This is a genomic window from Bradyrhizobium sp. Ghvi, assembly GCF_900115265.1.
GTDB lineage: Bacteria > Pseudomonadota > Alphaproteobacteria > Rhizobiales > Xanthobacteraceae > Bradyrhizobium.
Genome location: NZ_FOVU01000010.1, coordinates 222,906 through 239,451, shown reverse-complemented (window position 1 = coordinate 239,451; position 16,546 = coordinate 222,906). Strand labels below are relative to the sequence as shown.

At 58.6% G+C, this 16,546-nt stretch carries 10 protein-coding genes; 6 read left to right on the top strand and 4 right to left on the bottom strand.

The window, feature by feature from the left end; translation table 11 throughout:
* On the top strand, window positions 1-3,126 hold a 3,126-nt coding region (locus BM374_RS30315; protein ID WP_092301108.1), incomplete at its 5' end, for a VCBS domain-containing protein.
* Window positions 3,127-4,432: 1,306 nt separating this feature from the next.
* On the opposite strand, the gene BM374_RS30310 is transcribed toward BM374_RS30315, so the two are convergent.
* A complete protein-coding gene (locus BM374_RS30310; protein ID WP_092301105.1) occupies window positions 4,433-4,654 on the bottom strand; it encodes a hypothetical protein in 222 nt (73 codons plus the stop codon).
* Window positions 4,655-5,940: 1,286 nt separating this feature from the next.
* Between BM374_RS30310 and BM374_RS30295 the strand changes: the two genes are divergently transcribed.
* Together BM374_RS30295 and gmd are read left to right on the top strand one after the other, a co-directional pair.
* Window positions 5,941-6,300, top strand: coding sequence for a VanZ family protein (locus BM374_RS30295; protein WP_092301096.1), 360 nt, complete (start codon window positions 5,941-5,943; stop codon window positions 6,298-6,300).
* Window positions 6,301-6,582: 282 nt separating this feature from the next.
* A complete protein-coding gene (gene gmd / locus BM374_RS30290) occupies window positions 6,583-7,674 on the top strand; it encodes a GDP-mannose 4,6-dehydratase (RefSeq protein ID WP_092301093.1) in 1,092 nt (363 codons plus the stop codon).
* A gap of 94 nt (window positions 7,675-7,768) precedes the next feature.
* On the opposite strand, the gene BM374_RS30285 is transcribed toward gmd, so the two are convergent.
* The 3 genes from BM374_RS30285 to BM374_RS30270 all read right to left on the bottom strand — a co-directional run bounded on the left by BM374_RS30285 (window position 7,769) and on the right by BM374_RS30270 (window position 11,895).
* Window positions 7,769-9,076 (bottom strand): WcaI family glycosyltransferase, encoded by a 1,308-nt coding sequence (locus tag BM374_RS30285; RefSeq protein WP_092301199.1) that lies wholly within the window; start codon window positions 9,074-9,076, stop codon window positions 7,769-7,771.
* A gap of 58 nt (window positions 9,077-9,134) precedes the next feature.
* On the bottom strand, window positions 9,135-10,109 hold the full coding sequence (locus BM374_RS30280; protein ID WP_092301196.1) for a GDP-L-fucose synthase family protein: 975 nt from the start codon (window positions 10,107-10,109) through the stop codon (window positions 9,135-9,137).
* A gap of 754 nt (window positions 10,110-10,863) precedes the next feature.
* Window positions 10,864-11,895 (bottom strand): ABC transporter substrate-binding protein, encoded by a 1,032-nt coding sequence (locus BM374_RS30270; RefSeq protein ID WP_244552752.1) that lies wholly within the window; start codon window positions 11,893-11,895, stop codon window positions 10,864-10,866.
* Window positions 11,896-12,250: 355 nt separating this feature from the next.
* On the opposite strand from BM374_RS30270, the gene BM374_RS30265 reads away from it, so the two are divergent.
* From BM374_RS30265 to rfaE1, 3 genes are all read left to right on the top strand, one after another.
* On the top strand, window positions 12,251-13,618 hold the full coding sequence (locus tag BM374_RS30265; RefSeq protein ID WP_244552751.1) for an undecaprenyl-phosphate glucose phosphotransferase: 1,368 nt from the start codon (window positions 12,251-12,253) through the stop codon (window positions 13,616-13,618).
* An 81-nt stretch (window positions 13,619-13,699) separates the two neighbouring features.
* Complete coding sequence (locus BM374_RS30260) at window positions 13,700-14,887, top strand: AGE family epimerase/isomerase (protein ID WP_177248630.1); 1,188 nt, start codon at window positions 13,700-13,702, stop codon at window positions 14,885-14,887.
* A 37-nt stretch (window positions 14,888-14,924) separates the two neighbouring features.
* Window positions 14,925-16,337: a D-glycero-beta-D-manno-heptose-7-phosphate kinase gene (gene rfaE1 / locus BM374_RS30255; RefSeq protein ID WP_244552750.1), complete on the top strand. Its 1,413-nt coding sequence runs from the start codon at window positions 14,925-14,927 to the stop codon at window positions 16,335-16,337.
* Window positions 16,338-16,546: the final 209 nt, after the last annotated feature.

Sequence of the window (16,546 nt, the reverse complement as noted above, 5' to 3'; positions counted from 1 at the left end):
TCGGAATCAAAGGCTGTCACCGAGGGCGACACGGCCGCAGCGCTCAACACCTCCGGCCAGCTGACGATTGTGGATCCCGACAGCGGCGAAGCCCACGTGGTGGCGCAGACCAACGCGCACGGCACTTACGGCGACTTCACGATCGATGCCAACGGGGCCTGGAGCTACACCGGCAATGGCGCGCACAACGAGCTCACCGCTGGGCAGCAGGTCCAGGACCAGTTCACGGTGACCAGTCAGGACGGCACCGCCACCGGCACCGTGACGGTCGCCATCACCGGCAGCAACGACGCGGCCACCGTCTCGTCGGACTCGAAGTCCGTTACCGAGGGTAATGCTGCGGCTGCCCTCAACACGAGCGGCCAGCTCACCATCACCGACCCGGATACGGGCGAAGCCCATGTCGTGGCGCAATCAAATGTCCACGGCAGCTACGGCGACTTCACCATCAATGCCAACGGCGCATGGAGCTACGCCGGCAACGGCGCGCACAACGAGCTCACTGCCGGGCAGCAGGTGCAGGACCAGTTCACGGTCACCAGCCAGGACGGCACCGCCACTGGCACCGTGACGGTCACGATCACCGGGACCAACGACGCGGCCACGGTCTCGTCCGACTCGAAGTCCGTTACCGAAGGCGATACCGCGGCGGCGCTCAACACCTCCGGCCAACTCACCATCACCGACCCGGATACGGGCGAAGCCCACGTCGTGGCGCAATCGAACGTCCACGGCAGCTACGGCGACTTCACCATCAATGCCAATGGCGCCTGGAGCTACACCGGCAATGGCGCCCACAATGAGCTCACCGCCGGTCAGCAGGTGCAGGACCAGTTCACGGTCACCAGCCAGGACGGCACCGCCACCGGCACGGTCACCGTGACGATCACCGGCACGAATGATGCGCCAATCGCCGTCAATGACACCAGTACCAGTCCGGGGGCTACAGCCGCGACCGAGAAAGGCGGCACAGCCAATGGATCGGGAGGCATTAACGGCAGCGGCAATGTGCTGACCAATGACACCGATGTCGACAGCAGCAGCCTGACGGTCAGTGCGATCCGCACCGGCGGCACCGAGGGGGCCGGCACGGCCGGCACCTTGGGCGCCGGCCTGGTGGGCGCGCACGGCACGCTGACACTCAATGCCAACGGCAGCTACACCTACGTGGTCAACGAGAACGACGCAACCGTGCAGGCGCTCAACGTCGGACAGACCACGACCGACACTTTCAACTACACCGTAACTGATGGCAGCCTGACCGACACAGCGGTGCTAACCGTTACCATCAGCGGCGCCAATGACGCCCCGGTCAACACCGTTCCGGGTCAGCAGAGCGTTGGAAACGGTACCAGCGGTGGCTCGACAGCAACTTTCACGCTGAGAGTCGCTGATGTCGACAACGGCAGCGAAACTGTTTCGCTCTCGCTGGGCAGCTCTTCGCAAACATCGACCGGCATCTTAACGCTCTCCACCACATCAGGCCTTACATTCAGTTCCGGTGCCAACGGCACCAAAGCGATGACGTTCTCCGGCTCGATCTCGGACATCAACACGGCCTTAGCCAACGTGACGTTTAGTGGTGGGTCAAACAACACAACGCGGACGTTGACAATGACAACGACCGACGGAGGAGGCCTCGCCGACACTGACACCGTCACGATCGTGAAAGGGAGCGGGGCCACTGCCCTTGCGCCCGCGGGTATCGCTGGCGAGGCCATCAACCTGGCTCTGGTCGATCCGTCAGATGATCCCAACGATGTCATCACCGTCACGATCAGCGGGGTGCCCTTAGGCTGGAGCCTTAGTGACGCTACGAATAACGGCGATGGCACCTGGACTGCTCACACAAACGATGTGCAGTCGATGACAATCACTTCGCCACTGGATTTCGCGGGTGCGGTGGTGCTGAACGTCACGCAAACATGGACGAACGCCGACGGCACCACGGGAACGGCAACCGTATCCGACAATGTCGAAGCCTATGCGAAGGGATCACCGATCTTTGCTGTGTCGGGCGACGACCATCTGACGGCTTCGAGCGGGAGCGACCTGCTGGTTTTTGCGCAGCCGATTGGCCACGATGTGGTTTATCACTTCGACGCGATGCATGACCAGATCGATTTGATCGATTACGCCAACTTCGCCTCGTTCGCCGACGTTCAGGCGCATACTGTGAGCGACGCCAACGGCGACGCTGTGATCGAGTTGGGAGAAGGGCAATCGATCACTTTGCAAGGTCTGGATCCGACATCGCTCAACTCGAGCAATTTCGTGTTCGATCAAACCCCCGTTACGGAAAATTCCGGCAGCTTGGTGATAAGCGACGGCGCGCTGCTTCCGTTGAGCGGCACGATCGACAACACGGGTACGATTGAGTTGAACTCGACCGGAAACGGGACAAACCTGGAGCTGATCGAACACGGCATCACGCTCCAGGGGCATGGGCAGGTCATGCTGTCCGACAGCGATCAGAACCTGATCACCGGAGCGACCTCAGACGTCACGCTGACGAATGTGGACAACACGATCGCCGGCGCGGGCCATCTCGGAGATGGGACGATGGGACTGGTCAACAAAGGCATGATTGTCGCCACCGGCGTCAATGTGCTCGATATCGATACGGGAACGAATATCATCGTCAATTCCGGAACGCTTGAAGCGACTGGAAGCGGCGGGATGGTCATCGACAGCAACCTTGATAATTCTGGGCTGCTGTGGGCGCATGGAGCCAATATCACCCTCAACGGCAGCGTCACTGGCGGTGGCACCGCCTTGATGGATGGAGTAGCCACGTTCGAATTCGGAGCCGCCTCATCGACCAAGATAACGCTTGATGCCGGAGCCACCGGCACAATCGTGCTCCACGACTCCTTCGACTTTAGCGGGCTGGTGTCCGGATTTAATGGCAATGACCACCTCGATCTCCTCGATGTGGCGTTCGGGGCCGGCACGACCGCGAGTTATGTCGCAAATCAGGCCGGCACTGGAGGAACCCTGTCGGTGAATGACGGAGTCCACACCACCAACATTGCCCTGTTGGGCCAGTACGATGCCGCAGGCTTTCAGACAGAGGCAGACAAGAACACGGGAACGATGATCAGCTATCACGACTATTTCGTCTGACGCGCTGCAAGCAGATGGATCGGGCGAATGTTGCGGGCGGGTGGGCCTGCCGAACATTCGCCTGCTAATCCCGGCCGCCCGCGACCGTCATGATTCCGTCGTACAACTAACCGCGTTTGAGTACATCGTCGGACCGCTCGCGATATCGTTCAATCAATCATTGCGGCAGAAGTGCCCGGGCGGGCGAGTGACGGAACGGCCATCCATCAGCCGCAGCGGCGCTGCGCGGTGCGACCTGCTGAATGACGGGCAAACCAAAAGGATGCTGCTCCATCGCGCGCGCAGGCAGGATCGGCTCTGGCACGCAAATGAAACAAGGGAGGCATGACCGGCACGCTCCTTGCTAATTCGAGTTGCTTGAGCAAGGAGGCGTGCACCGATGGGACAGCGCGTTCGAATTTTCAGACGAGGAAGGCCCAGTTTGACACATATCGCCCGCGAGTTGGCGAGATTGCTGGACGCGATCGAAGATCTCGAGGAGCTGAGAGAGAGGGTTCGGCTCGCTGAGGCCGCCAGAGTGCTGCACTAAACGCAGGGGCTGATCTGCCTGGAAGTCAAATTCCCGGGCGCTTTTGGGCACTTAGCAACGCTTCACATCCCTACAGGCACAATCGATCCTGTGTTGCTCGCGGATCGAACGATGGAAGGGTTTGGCGCGATGGCTTGCAGTCAAACTCGGCTTGCCGGCGACCTTCATCGCCCGTGTGAGATTCTAGAAAAGAACATACGATACGATCTCGGCGGCGACATTCGCGATGCGCTTCATCAGGAAGTTGGGACACCCGAGGGCGTATAGGCAGCCAATGGCGCCGGCACCTTTCCCATTGTGGATCCCGCCCTGTTGCGGACAAGCGGCACCGTTCGGGGCACTTGGACCGCGCGGAATGAGCGGCCGGGTGATCTACGTCACAGGGACAGCAAATCAGGCCCGGCAGTCGCACCCCTACGACCACCGGACCTGAGCGCCAGCCAATATCATTACGGCATCAAACATTGTCAGTGTCGCTGACACTGGGGGCGAGGCTCTGTCTATTTCCCGACTTTAGGCGATCCGGAAGATTACGGTGTTCCGTAGCGGAACGGTCGCAAAGGTGTGCGATGGTCGCGCCGCGCCTGCACCAGTCCGAGATCCGATCCGAGACGCAGCGGACGAGCTCGGCGGACTCGGCATTGGGGCCGGCCTCGCTCGTACCGCCGGCAAGGCCGCGGGAGCCATACACCTTAGTCAAGTCAATAGCCGGGATCGCAGTCGCTGCATAAAGGAGGCGCGAAACAAACGCGATTGTTGGGTTTTTGAAAGCTGCTCCTAGGGGAGGCCCAATTTGATGCGCAGCGCGGCACGCTCTTCGAGCAATTCACGAAGATATTGCGCATTGGCGGTTTGTTCTTCTTGCCATTCGATGCGATCTTCCGCCGTCCAGAGATAGGACTCGCGACCGAAGCGCGCCTTTTCGGCCCTGTCAAATTCGATGTGCAGTTTGATATCGCGTTCAACACGGTCCAATTGTTCCTGGAGAGTTCTCGGCATCAGCCGTTCCTTCGGCTTTGCCCTCTAGCCCAACTCGACATTGGCACAATCGATGCGGCGCTCAAATAGATGTTGGTTCGCCTCATAAGGAGAGGAAAGACCGGCTTCATCTGTAAACGTTATTGCGTAAGATTGTCGTCGTTGGCGATTGGCCTCGCGTCACTGTTCTTTAGCGTTCTGCTCTCAGGAGTTGAGAACGGACGTAGCGCAACTTGGCACGCTGGCGCCCTCGTAAGTCCCCAAACTGGGGCCCCTCACATTCGACGAGCAGCAAGCAACTACTTCTGATCTTCTTCGCTCGTCCCCGAGCCGGGGCTGCCGATCGGCAAACCATTGGCCGCATGACCAACCCCGGAGTTGCGTTCGGCCTGCGCGGCCGCCGGGGTCTTCCCGTTTGCCGTGGGGGGTTGAACGTTCGGGTTGATTTGGGACGAGTTCCTACCGGTGTTTGCGCCGGTCGTGGTGCCCTGCGTCCCCATGCCGGATGGACCTGAGGGGCCGGAGGTGGCGGTGCCTATCGCAGTCCCCATTCCAGCACCTGAGCTGGCCGCCGCGGCCCCGGAGCTCCCTGCGCCAGCAGCACCGCTGCCGCCTCCACCTTGGGCAAAAGCGCTCGATGAGAGGGCTATGCAAGTAAGTGCAACAAGCACAGTTGTTCTGATCATGGAGGTCTCCCTTTGCTGAGAGAGAAATCCGGAACGAGTGGCCAAAGTTCCTTTCAAGCCCCGGCATGTTTGGGCGCTCGGCTGCAGAAGCGAGCACCACGCACCAGCCCGCGGACCTGACGCCGTCGAGCTTCGATCGGGCAGGACACGCGCGGCCAACCATTGCCTTGATGCGACACCCCCGGTGAAATCCGTGGAAAATCCGGACACAACCTATGGGCGGAAATCGTTGAGCAAGATGTTCGCGCTATTTGCGCTCATCAATAAACCTTTCCCACTTCCCGCCTCCTCGCAGCTCTCCCTCATCTACCGCTCGCTGAGCGATCTCATCCCCTATCCGCGCAATGTACGAACGCATCCTGGCAAAGAGGTAGGAGTACTGCCTCCGAATAACATCGGCGGATCCCAGTACTAACACCGACGATCTTTGGCTGGCGAAGGAGACCAAAACCGATCTTGGCTCCGGCCTTCGAGCTGATCGATTCTTGGCAGCTGAATTGGCGTGGAAGACTTCTCCCGTAACCATCGGATGCAAACCAGAGTAACCAATTCGGCATAAGGTCAAATCGTTGCGCAGCCTGAGGTATTGCGCCGCAATATGAGTCTCGATAAGAACAAGGCATGGCCAAGCTTTATCTCGTCGGTGGATGGGTCGTGCTCGCATTTGTCGTCTTTGCGACCCTCGCACCGATCTACGATCGCCCCACGGTTGCGCCTCCTCACGTCGAACATTTCGCGGCGTTCTTCATGCTCGGCCTGCTATTCATGCTTGCCTGTCCAAATCGCGTCGCCCTCGTGCTGCTGATCGTTGGTGGAAGCGCGGTAACACTGGAAACTCTGCAGTTACTGACCCCAGACAGACATGGCCGTTTCATCGACGCATCGATCAAAGTTGCCGGGGGTCTCAGCGGAATGGCGCTGTTCGTTTTAGCCCGCGTCGTTGCCGCCCAGGCGAAGGCTAAAGTTGTACCTCGCGGTTAGAGGCACCATCAGCTTAGGCGGGTTACGCCGCCCCACATCATGAGGAGAGAATGCGTTTGTCCAAAATCCGTTACTCCAAATGAAATTCAACAAAACAGCGCAGCCTCTATGGGCTGGAATTTGACCGTGAGAGCGCAAATTCGAAACGACCTTAGCGAGGCACCTATTGCCCATTTAGCGAAGCCCAAAAGCTGTTAATCTAGGCTTGTTTTTTTGGCCCGGCCCGTCTCCCTATTCCCTGCGTTTTCGGCTACGAACGGCTTAGCGAACCTAGAGATCATTATGACAAAAAAACGTGCACTTATTACGGGCGTGACCGGTCAAGACGGCGCCTATCTTGCTGAATTGCTTCTTGGGAAGGGATATGAAGTCCACGGCATCAAACGCAGGACCTCACTCTTCAACACCGATCGCATTGATCATCTCTATCTTGACCCCCATGAGCCGAATCCGCCATTCCGCCTGCATTATGGCGACCTGACGGACTCTTCGAGCCTGATCCGGATCGTTGGTCAGGTGCAGCCAGACGAGATCTACAACCTCGCGGCGCAGAGCCATGTTGCCGTTTCATTCGAGGAACCCGAGTACACGGCGAATTCCGACGCTCTCGGCGCTCTGCGCATCCTCGAGGCCATGCGCATTACCGGCTTGGAGAGGAAGGCGCGCTTCTATCAAGCGTCAACATCCGAACTGTATGGTTTGGTCCAGGAGATCCCGCAAAAGGAGACCACGCCTTTCTATCCGCGCTCACCGTATGCGGTCGCCAAGCTTTATGCCTATTGGATCACGGTCAACTACCGCGAAGCCTATGGGATGTATGCCTGCAACGGCATCCTGTTTAACCACGAATCGCCTGTCCGCGGCGAAACCTTCGTGACCCGAAAAATCACGCGTGCTTTGGCCCGCATCCATCTCGGACTGCAGGAAAGGCTTTATCTAGGTAATCTGGACGCCCTGCGCGATTGGGGACACGCCCGTGACTACGTCGAAATGCAATGGCTGATGCTGCAGCAGGACAGGCCGGAGGATTTCGTGATCGCTACGGGCGAGCAGCACTCGGTCCGAGATTTTGTCAATGTCGCAGCAAACGAAATTGGCATGACGATCCGCTGGGAAGGAAGCGGCGTCGAAGAAAAGGGATACGACGGCAAGACCGGCAAGTGCATCGTTTCGGTCGATCCCCGCTATTTCCGCCCCACCGAGGTCGCGACGCTTCTTGGTGACCCGTCAAAGGCCAAGCAGAAACTCGGCTGGGAGCCCAAGACGTCGTTCGAAAGCCTGGTTCGAGAGATGATGAAGGAAGATCTCGAATCCGCAAAGCGCGACGAACTCATCAAGCAGCACGGGTTTAGATACTACCCGCGACACGAGTAATTCTTGCAGATTGTTCAGAAAAAGCACATGAGCGCCCATCGCGGCGCTCATTTCTTTCGGATGACGTCACCGCATTCAACTGCGGTCGCACGCCTCATTGCCACCGAACGGCATCCTCCACCGGAAGCCCAATGTCGTTGGCAGGGCCCTTCGAGTCGGCATTCGCCTGGCCTGTCGCATTGCCCTGCCCTGTCATGGCCTCCGACCACCGGCGCACGATTGTGCGTCGATCCCAGCGATCAAGCGCTCGCCTTCTTCCCTCCTCGCCGTAATGCTCACGCAGGGCCGGCGCTTCACTAAGCTGGCAAATTGCAACCTCGAGGGCTGACGAATCCCCTGGTGGAATCACGAGGCCAGCATTGGTGACTTCCGCCGCGAGGCCGGTGCCTTCTTCAGCCATCGCAATGACCGGCCGAGCGGATGCGAAGATCGCACCGAGCTTCGAGGGCAACACCAGATCGGCGGCCTCGGCCTTCTGTGGAATCAGATGGAAATCGGCCGTGGCCATCAATTGATTGAAGCTGTCCTTGGGCTGGAGTCCCAGAAAGTGGATGTTGCGATGTCCGCCGGCAAGCTGCTGGAGCCTCATCTTGTGAGGCCCTTCGCCTGCAAGGATGAAGTGAATATGCGGATGACTTCGCTCTAAGCCAATCGCAGCCTCGATCACGAGTTCAAGGCCTTGCTTGTTGGACATCGTGCCGGAATACAGTCCCACTATGTCGCTCGCAGCCAGGTTCAGCTGTTGACGGTATGTGGTCGCTCGAGGTCCCGGGCAGATCGCGGTGGTGTCGATCCAGTTTCTCACCTCGGCGGTTTTGTCGGGCCGCAGTCCCTTGATCCTCAACCGCTCCACCATCGCACGAGAGATGGTTGAAACGTTATCGAACGATTTGAGGATCGCCGCTTCGACTCGAAGCATCCGCTTTCGCAGTGAAGGGTTGCGCAGCAAACCAAGATCGAAGGCCGCATCCACCTCAAAATCCTGCACGTGAAGCCATGATTTGGCGCCGACCCGACGAGCTACGAACGAGACCAAGGCAGCCGACATCAACGATGGTGCGACGGCGATCATGACGTCGGGGCGCCAGGACAGCGCCTCGAAAAGCACTGGCGCCGCGCTCGTAAGCGCGAATGAAGCGTGATGGACCAGTCGTCTAACGCCAGAGGGATGTCCGGGCACATAAATCGGCGTACGCGTTACTCGAACTCCGTCGACATCTCTCGATCTGAAGTACGAAGATTTGAACGCCGCAGGGATTTTCCAGGCGGGATAGTAGGGCGGCGCAGTAATAACCCTGACTTCATGGCCCTCTCCGACGAGGCTCTCACAAAGCTCGGTGTTGTACTTCGCCACGCCGATGAGATCCGGCGCATAATTGATGCCGACCAGCAAAATGCGCATCAAGAACAATCCAAATTGAAAACTAAACTATACACGGCCCCAACGGCCCCACATTCGATCAGCTGGCCGCCGGGACCTCCAGATGGCGGCCATACCCTTTCAGAAAATCTTCGTACGCGCTCGCGAGCCCGGAGCGCAGCGAGGTGTTTGCACGCCAACCAAGCGCACGAATCCGCGAACTGTCGAGCAGCTTGCGCGGCGTGCCATCAGGCTTCGACGTATCGAAAAGGAGTTTGCCCTCGTAGCCTACGACTTCCGCCACAGCTGCAGCGAAGTCTGCAATCGTGAGCTCATTGCCACTGCCGACATTAATCGGCAGATCGCTCGAATAATTCTTCAGAAGGAAAATGCAGGCATCTGCAAAATCGTCGACGTTGAGAAACTCGCGGAGCGGCGTGCCCGTGCCCCAGACGGTGACTGTCGGCGCCTTGGCAAGCTTGGCCTCATGGAAGCGCCGGATCAGCGCCGCGGGTACATGGCTGTGGTCGGGGTGATAGTTATCGCCACGACCGTAGAGATTGGTTGGCATCACCGAGATGAAATCATCTCCATACTGCCGGCGATAAGCCTGGCACATCTTGAGGCCAGCGATCTTAGCAATCGCATACCATTCGTTGGTCGGTTCAAGCGGACCGGTCAACAGTTCGCTTTCAGCAATCGGCTGCTTGGCATACTTGGGATAGATGCAGGACGAACCGAGGAATAAGAGGCGCTGCACACCAATCGTGTGGCTTGCTCGGATGACGTTGAGCTCTACCTCAAGGTTATCGCAAAGGAACTCGACGGGAAAATTGTTGTTGGCTGCAATGCCGCCCACCTTCGCAGCGGCGTGGACCACGACTTCGGGGCGATTGGCTTCGAGCCACCTCAGCGTGGGCTCCTCCTTGGTAAGATCGAGCTCGCGTCGATCTGCGATCAAAACGGTGCAATTTTCGGACGCAAGCCGTCGGACCAGCGCTGAACCAACCATGCCGCGATGTCCCGCAACGAATACGCGCTTACCCGCAAGATCGTAGTTTGAAACCCCTGTCATCAAGCCCTCTAGCGACGCTCTTCCGCTGAACACCACGTCACGCGTGATATCCAAATTCGGTAGGCGCCGTGCAATCACATTACAGCCTCAGCCCAGGCAACCCGGTAACACAATCTTCACCGTGCGGCAGCCTATCCCACCCCGCGATAGTATTCATGGTGAACGCAGGTCACGCGCACAAAAGAACGGCACGCGATGAAGCAAAAACGAGCAAGGCAGCTACGCTAACTACGCAGCTGCCTTGACAAAGCGATGATACGGCCAGCCGCTGGTTAGTAAGCCCGACGCAAGACGGGGCCAATCGGCGCGCAGACGCGCTCCATGTACCAGCCATAGGGTGTTTCGACGCGCACGAGCGGACAATGATGCCGCGGGACAAAACCGTAAGGGTAAGGTTGCGCCCAGAAAGTAATCGGGGTGACATGGCCCTGGCCAGTCAACAGAGCCGCTGGCGCCGGCATCTGCATTGCCGCGCTCGCCCCGCTCGCAGCAAGAAACGAAAGAGTCGCAGCAAAAAGCCCCGCCTTCATAATCGTTTTGAACATAGCCAAAAGCTCCTCGACCCTGCGGAGCTACTCCATGACCGCAATTTCCTCGTCAGGAACGTCCTGACGGGCCACGATCGGTGGAGCACACCGCGAACCAGCCCAAATAACTGATTAACACTAGCAAGGGTACAGGCGGGATGGCAACTGAACGAGTTCGACAGATGGCGCTTTGAGGCGATATGGCGCAGAACTGTGGCTTCTCGGCCCTACTTCTCCCCGCTCCAGGCCGCCGGCGTCCCGAGGTCAGGTGAACGGCGGTATACATCCCGGAGAAATTGGTAGTCGACCGTTTGAGCCAGGGGCACTTCTTCTTCGCCCAGTTTAGCGAAAATGAGGATGTCCCGCAGGGTTCTCCAGCGGCTTTCGTCGTAATCAGCAATACGCCCCCCCGTTGGCAACACCAGGGCTCGCTGCTGCTGCAGCTCGAACCTCAGTCGCGCGGAATTCAGCCTCACGGGGTCAGCACCGGCGAGAACGGGCACGCTGCGTGCATAGTCTGAGTAGACAAATTGCCATCCGCGGATGAGGCCCTGCAGGACGTCGGCAATTATGGATGGCCGTTCATGGACGACATCATTGCTAGCGAAGTACACCAATCCAGGGACATGGATGCCGTAGTCTTGTGGTTTGATGACATTCAGTTTGACGAAGGCCGGACTAGCGGGATCCGGTTGCTGGTCGATCGCAGCGATGATCGCATCCACATCCCCGGCCCGCAAGGCATCAAAGCTATCGCGCTCGGGCACCTTGGTGATCTGGCTTCGCGGGAGCCCGAGCTGCGCCATCATGGCATCGAAAACGACATCTCCCTCGCTCGCCCTGCGATACCCCACCCGCTTCCCCACCAAATCGGCGGGCCGCCGCAATCCCGAACTTTCGAGGGTGAAGATTGCAACAGAAGTGTCCAGAAAGCTCGCGGCGAAGGCAGTCACGGGAACACCTCGCCAAGTTGCCAGCAGAAACTTCTGGCCGCTCGTCACGCCGATGGCATGTTGGCGTGCAATGGTCTGGACGAAATCAGGGTCTTCGGGTTGGGCGGCCAATTCAATACGGGAGGAAAAGTATCCCTGTTTGGAAGCGCTGAGTTCGCCGGCAAATCGCGCCCCGTATGGCCCATCCAGCAAAAGCTTGACCTCCGCGGCCTTGGGAGCGGTCGGTGCCTGGATTGGTCCCACGTCGGGTCGCAGAAGGAGAAGTACTGTCCCCACCAGCGCCAGGGCAACAAGGCCAATGGCCAAGGAGCGACTTCCGAGCGGCCGGGATCGCCGCCGTGACTTGGTTCGAGGCAACGCGAAATTCCTAACGGGTTGTGAAATTTAACATATCAACCGGGGCGAGATGGGCTACAATCGGGCCTGTGGGGTAAGGTTAATTTTTCCTACTCATTGTTTTAGCAGCGATTTTGCCCGATAGCACGGCGGCATTGGACAGTGAATTTTTAGGTCAAATGGATTTGGCAGGATGACAATTCTTTCCACTCGACCGGTCCCACTCCCTGATTCTGAGACGGAAATTCGCGTTCTCAAGCAAGCGCCGCTTGCTTCCACAGGCTTTTCACTGAATTGGCTGCGCCCTGTGCTTGTCGAGCGACTGGTGGCGATCATCGATGCCGCTTTGATTGTGATCAGCGGCATTGGGTGTGCGATCGGTTACCACCTCGCAACAGCCGGCACCGTCGGCAAGGCCGACGTCTATGCGGCGGCGAGCGTGCTGGTTGCAATAAATTTCACCCTTCTAACTATCGTGCAGCACGGCTATCGCCTGAAGACCGTCACCAACCTGCCGCGCAGTTTCCGGATGACGCTGACGACGTGGACTGGCGTGTTCGGCGCGTTGCTGGCGATCGCCTTTACGATGAAGGTCAGCGAGGAATTCTCCCGCGGCACCACGATCTCGTTCTACCTGATTGGCCTTACCATGCTGCTGGCCTGGAAGGCCGCCGCGGCGCGCTGGACGGCGAGGGCCTTGCGTACCGGCGCCTTCGCCAACGGACGGGCGATCATGATCGCCGAATTCGGCTTGGCCGCGTCCTCCAATACGATCTCCGACCTCGGCCGACACGGCTACCGGCTGATGCGGATCATGGAGATCCGCGCCAAGGATCTCGCTTCGCCCCTGCTGCTCTCCTCGCTCGCGCCGCGCTTCGAGGAACTGGTCGCCTATGCGCGAGAGGAGCGGATCGAGCACGTCTTCCTCCTGATGAACTGGAGCCGGCAGCATGCGATCGACAGCATTCTGGACGCGCTGAAGATCCTGCCCTTGCCGGTGCATTTGGTGCCGGACGCGCACGCCGCGCGCTTCCTGCGCTATCCACTGGTGAGCACCGGCAACACTTTCACGGCCGAGCTGCGCCGCGCGCCCTTGTCCTGGAAGGAACGCGCGCTGAAGCGGGCGCTGGATCTCGTGGGAGCAAGCCTCGCGCTGATCGTGTTCGCGCCCGTGATGTTGATGACTGCGATCATAATCAAGCTCACCTCGAAGGGCCCAGTGTTCTTCCGGCAGACCCGCAACGGGTTCAACGGCCGCGCCTTCAAGATCTTCAAATTCCGCACCATGCGCGTGCTCGAGGACGGCCCGACCATCGTGCAGGCACAGAAGAACGACCCACGTGTCACCGCCATCGGCAAATGGCTGCGCAAAACCTCGATCGACGAGCTGCCTCAACTCTTCAACGTGCTCAAGGGCGACATGTCGCTGGTCGGCCCCCGCCCCCACGCGGCCGCCCACAATTCGGAATATGAACAGATCATCGGCAATTACGCCTTCCGCCACCACGTCAAGCCCGGCATCACGGGTTGGGCCCAGGTTAATGGTTATCGCGGAGAAACCCAAAGCTTGCAGTTGATGGAGAAGCGGATCGAATACGATCTGTGGTACATCAACAATTGGACCCTGTGGTTGGACTTGATCATACTTTTCAAGACAACCCTCGTAAGTTTCGGCCAGCGCGCGGCCTATTAAAAAATCACAGAGGATCTCGGCACGTCGGTTTGCTGTCAACAGCAGCCAAACGACCTGCCAGTAATGCAAATGTGTAGCACTTTGATCAAACAAGCCGAGAAGGGGCGAGACTGGGTTGTGAATTGTGCCGCGCCCATCTGGTTCAACAACGGAATCGATTGGAAGCAAGGCGGCTTCTATGATGCGCTTGAGCTCACGACGCTCGCAAACGGTGCGAGCCGAAAACGCCTAAGAACCGCGACGCGACAGATCTATGTCTTCTCCGAGGCCTGCCGGATGGGCTTCCATGAAGGAAAAGCTGCTGTCGAACACGGTTTGGAGTTCTTGTATTCCAAAGCACAAAGTCCATCCGGCGGCTATCTCTCGCATTTTGACTTGGACTGCCAACCACGGTCGAAAGACCAGGACACCTACGATCTAGCTTTCGTGCTGTTCAGCCTCGCCCATTCCTATCGGCTGCTGAAGCGAGAACGAGAGCGCCAAGAGGCACTTCTCCTCGTTGAGCATCTCAACACCCACCTCCGTCACCCGATCGTTGGTTTTCTGGAAGGTTCGCCGCATCAGGAACCAAGGCGGCAAAATCCACATATGCACCTGCTCGAGGCGAGCCTTGCTTGGCTTCCGTTCGACGAAACGGGAAGCTTCAGGCGCCTGGCCGACGACCTCGTGTCCGTGTTCGAGCGGCACTTTTGGGACCCGGCTTCAGGAGCAATCGGTGAGTACTTCGACGACTCGCTATCGCGCCACTGGGCCGCGTGCAAGGTCGTAGAGCCAGGCCATCTGTTCGAGTGGATCTGGCTTCTCACGCAATATCAGCAGGCGACAGGAAAGCCTCAGTCCCACTTGGATCAGATCTATCGATTTGCTCATTCGTCCGGAAAAAACATAAAGACCGGTCTCCTGTTCGGAGAATTGGGCATCGAGGGGAATGCGCCCGGGGCAACTGTAAGGCTGTGGCCTCATGCCGAGTGGATCCGCGCAGAAGTCAGCGTTTTGGAAAGTGCATCGTCCAACCACACGACAATGCTCGAACAAGCAACCACCGCTCTGTGGCGCTTTCTCGATGCCGCTCCTGCGCCCGGGCTCTGGGTGGAACGGCATGACGGCTCTCGCGATCAGTTCATCCTTGAGCCTGCGCCCGCAACCTCCCTCTATCACATCGTGGGCGCATTTTCGGCGCTGGCGGACTCTGTAGCAGCACACATCCCAAAACCAGGCTATCACGCCGCTCCTCAGGAGATTCAGGCATACGATGTCCACAGTAGATAAGTTTTCATCCGTACGAGTGTTGTGCATAGGCGACGTGATGCTCGACCGCTTCATCGGCGGGGACATCAAGCGGATCTCTCCAGAGCGCCCCGTTCCGGTGATATCGATCAGGAAGTCTGAGAAGATCCCCGGTGGCGCAGCCAACGTCGCCCGAAACATAAGCTCTCTCAGCGGCTCCTGCACGCTGATCGGCTTGATCGGCGATGATGAGGCCGGCAGGACACTCATGGGTGAACTCGAGCGCGACACGCGCATTTCGGTTCAGTTCGTGGCATCTGCCGCGCGTCCGACTACCGAGAAAGTCCGCTACGTCTCGCAAGGACAACATGTCATTCGCGCCGACATCGAGAGCGACGAAGATCTGCCGCAAGCTTTGGAGCAAGAACTGCTCAATCTTATCTCGCGGATACTGCCGGGCCACGATGTGATCGTGCTCTCGGACTATGCGAAGGGCGTCCTGACCGACACTGTAATTCGGCGAACTGTCCAGCTTGCACAAGAAGCAAAGATACCAGTCCTGGTCGATCCCAAATCGCAGCACCTCGAGCGATATTCGGGCGCGACCGTGATCACGCCTAATTCCAAGGAACTGCTTGCTGCAACCGGCATCGACCCTGCACTCGACCACGACTCCGCCGTTCGGGCCTGTCACAAGGTCTTGAGCAATACGACCATCGAAAGCATACTCGTCACCCGTGCCGAAAAGGGCATGACGCTCCTGTCCCGCAAGAAAGAGCCGGTCCACATCAGCGCTACGGCGCGCGAGGTGGCCGACGTGGTCGGCGCCGGCGACACCGCAATTGCCACGCTATCCTTGGCCGTCGGCGCCGGCGCCGAACTGGACGAAGCGGCGGCGATTGCAAACTGTGCTGCCGGGGTGGCGGTTGGCAAACACGACACCGCTACCGTCACGAGAAGCGAGCTTCTCGAGGCACTTTCCTCCACCCAACAATTCTCCGACAATGAAACATCACAGCGTCTTTTCCCCCTCAACGACGTCAAGTCGCGCGTCGCGCTGTGGAAGCGAGACGGTCTGCGAATTGGCTTTACAAACGGATGTTTCGATATTCTTCATGTCGGGCATCTGAAGCTCCTTAACTTCGCAAGGTCAAGTTGCGATCGCCTCGTCGTCGCCGTGAACAGCGACGAATCAGTTGGACGCCTGAAGGGCCCCACTCGACCAATCAACAACGAGACTGACCGGGCTCTTCTACTCGCCTCATTGAAGATGGTGGATGCCGTCGTGATATTTGAGGAAGATACGCCCCTCGAGATCATCGAATCCATCTGCCCTGACGTGCTAGTGAAGGGGGCGGACTACCAGATCGACCAGATCGTCGGCGCATCATTTGTGCTTGCCAACGGCGGTTCTGTCCTACGGAGCGAGTTCGTGCCAGGACGCAGCACCTCGAGCGTCATCGCGCAAATTGCCAGCGAGAGCACGAGATGATCGCAAGGCCTACTGTCCCGATGACTACGCCCCCTGACACTTTACTCGTGTACAGATTGGGAAGTCTTGGCGACACTATCGTTGCGCTTCCTTGCCTCCACAAGATTGCTCAGACCTATCCAAACGCCAAGAGGCTTCTGCTCACAAATATACCAGTGTCCACTAAGGCGGCTCCCGCCCAATCTATTGTCGGCCCAAGCGGTCTGATT